The following is a 2,694-nucleotide window of genomic DNA, read 5'->3' on the forward strand; positions in this document are numbered from 1 at the left end:
CGCGCAGGGTCGGGTAGTCGTCGTAGAAGGCGCTGTAGACCTCGTCGGTGGTCAGGCACGCGGCCAGCGGCAGGTAGCCGCCGGTCAGGGCCTTGGACAGGCAGAGGAAGTCCGGGCGGATGCCGGCCTGTTCGCAGGCGAACATCGTCCCGGTACGGCCGAAGCCGACGGCGATTTCATCGTGGATCAGGTGCACGCCATAGCGGTCGCAGGCCTCGCGCAACAGCTTGAGGTACACCGGGTGATACATGCGCATGCCGCCGGCGCCCTGAATCAACGGCTCGACGATCACTGCAGCGACGCTGTCATGATTCGCTGCCAGCGTCTGTTCCATGGCGGCGAACATGTTGCGCGAGTGTTCTTCCCAGCTCATGCCGTCGGGACGCAGATAGCAATCCGGGCTCGGCACTTTGATGGTGTCCATCAACAGGACTTTGTAGGTCTCGGTGAACAGCGGCACATCGCCGACCGCCATCGCTGCCATGGTTTCGCCGTGGTAGCTGTTGGTCAGGGTGACGAAGCGCTTCTTGTTCGGCTGGCCGCGATTGAGCCAGTAATGAAAACTCATCTTCAGCGCGACTTCGATGCACGACGAACCGTTATCGGCGTAGAACACCCGGTTCAAGCCTTCCGGGGTCATTTTCACCAGACGCTCGGACAGCTCGATCACCGGCTGATGGCTGAAACCGGCAAGAATCACGTGTTCGAGTTGATCGACCTGATCCTTGATGCGCTGGTTGATGCGCGGGTTGGCGTGGCCGAACACGTTGACCCACCAGGAACTGACTGCGTCGAGGTAGCGCTTGCCTTCGAAGTCTTCGAGCCAGACGCCTTCGCCGCGCTTGATTGGGATCAGCGGCAGCTGTTCGTGGTCTTTCATCTGGGTGCAGGGATGCCACAACACCGCAAGATCGCGTTGCATCCACTGGTTATTCAGGCCCATTTACAGTCTCCTCGAGGCGGCTCGCGTCAGGCGCGGGCGAACAATCGCGCAAGCCTATGCAATGCATCGCGCGGGAACAACCCATTGTGTCGATTGAGCTACTTTGTCTGAGCCGATAGACGTCGCTGGCGGCGTTTTGATGGCTAACGTATTCTTCGCGGTTCTTTGAGTCGTCTGACTCGCAAAACTGCTTTTTCCCACATGTTTTTCCGGAGTTCGCTGAATGTCTGTCGGTTGGCTGCGCGCCTGTGCGCTGGTGATGTTGGGGCTGTTCAGCGTTAAGGCGCTGGCCAAGGATAAAACCGCAATCGTGATCGGCGGCGGCCTGTCGGGTCTGACCGCTGCTTACGAACTGCAGAACAAAGGCTGGCAGGTCACTCTGCTGGAAGCCAAGCCGAGCCTGGGCGGCCGCTCGGGCATGGCCACCAGCGAGTGGATCGGCAACGACAAGACCCAGCCGGTGCTGAACAAGTACGTGTCGACCTTCAAGCTCGGCACCACGCCGGCGCCGGAATTCGTCCGTACCCCGGGCTATCTGATCGACGGCGATTATTTCTCCGCCGCTGATCTGGCCACCAAGCAGCCAGCCACCGCCGATGCGCTCAAGCGCTACCAGAAAACCCTCGACGATCTGGCGCGCTCGATCGACGACCCGCAGAACCCGGCGGCGACCGCCACCCTGCATGCACTGGATCAGATCACCGTATCTAGCTGGCTCGACAAGCAGAACCTGCCGGCCACTGCGCGTCAGCTGATCAACCAGGACATCCGCACCCACTACGACGAACCTTCGCGTCTGTCGCTGCTGTATTTCGCTCAGCAGAACCGCGTTTATCGCGGCGTTTCCGACCGCGACCTGCGCGCCTCGCGTCTGGTCGGCGGCAGCCAGGTGCTGGCGCAGGCCTTCGTCAAACAGATCAAGACCATCAAGACCAGCTCGCCGGTCTCGGCCATCATCCAGGACAAGGACGGCGTGACCGTCAAAGTCGGCAGCGTCGGCTATCAGGCTGACTACGTGGTGCTGGCGGTGCCGTTGCGCGCACTGAACAAGATCTCGCTGACCCCGGCGCTGGATGCCCAGCATCTGGCGGCGATCAAGGGCACCAACTACGGCTGGCGCGACCAGATCATGCTGAAGTTCAAGACGCCCGTGTGGGAAAGCAAATCGCGCATGTCCGGCGAGATCTACAGCAACGCAGGTTTAGGCATGCTCTGGATCGAACCGGCGCTGAAGGGCGGCGCCAACGTGGTGATCAACCTGTCCGGCGACAACGCCCGTGTGATGCAGGCGTTCGGCGACAAGCAGATGGTCGATCAGGTGCTGATCCGCCTGCACGCGTTTTATCCACAGGCCCGTGGCTCGTTCACCGGTTATGAAATCCGCCGCTACAGCACCGACCCGTCGATGGGCGGCGCCTACCTGGCTTACGGCCCGGGGCAGATCAGCAAGTTCTGGCGCCTGTGGGAACGTCCGCTGCAACGCGTAGCGTTCGCCGGCGAACACACCGACACCTTGTACCCGGGCACCCTGGAAGGCGCACTGCGCACCGGCCAGCGCGCTGCCAGTCAGGTTGAAGATCTGGCGGCAGGCAAGTCCTTTGAACCGGTCAAAGTGGTTCCGGCTGCAGCAGCAGCGGCAGGCGCGGCGGGTGCGGTGGCGGCGAAGAAGGGCAACTTCTTCAGCAACCTGTTCGGCGGTTCGGATGACGAGAAGAAGTCAGAGCCTGCGAAAGCGCCAGAGCCAGCACCTG

The 2,694-nt window shown here is 61.8% G+C and carries 2 protein-coding genes; one reads left to right on the forward strand and one right to left on the reverse strand.

What is annotated here, in order from left to right:
* On the reverse strand, positions 1-943 hold a 943-nt coding region (bioA, locus tag OQK_RS12885; protein WP_016772761.1), incomplete at its 3' end, for an adenosylmethionine--8-amino-7-oxononanoate transaminase.
* A gap of 223 nt (positions 944-1,166) precedes the next feature.
* Between bioA and OQK_RS12890 the strand changes: the two genes are divergently transcribed.
* Positions 1,167-2,694 (forward strand): flavin monoamine oxidase family protein (locus tag OQK_RS12890; RefSeq protein ID WP_016772762.1); only part of this gene is annotated, 1,528 nt, incomplete at its 3' end.

This window comes from Pseudomonas sp. R62 (assembly GCF_000257605.1).
In the GTDB taxonomy this organism is placed as follows: Bacteria; Pseudomonadota; Gammaproteobacteria; order Pseudomonadales; family Pseudomonadaceae; genus Aquipseudomonas; species Aquipseudomonas atacamensis.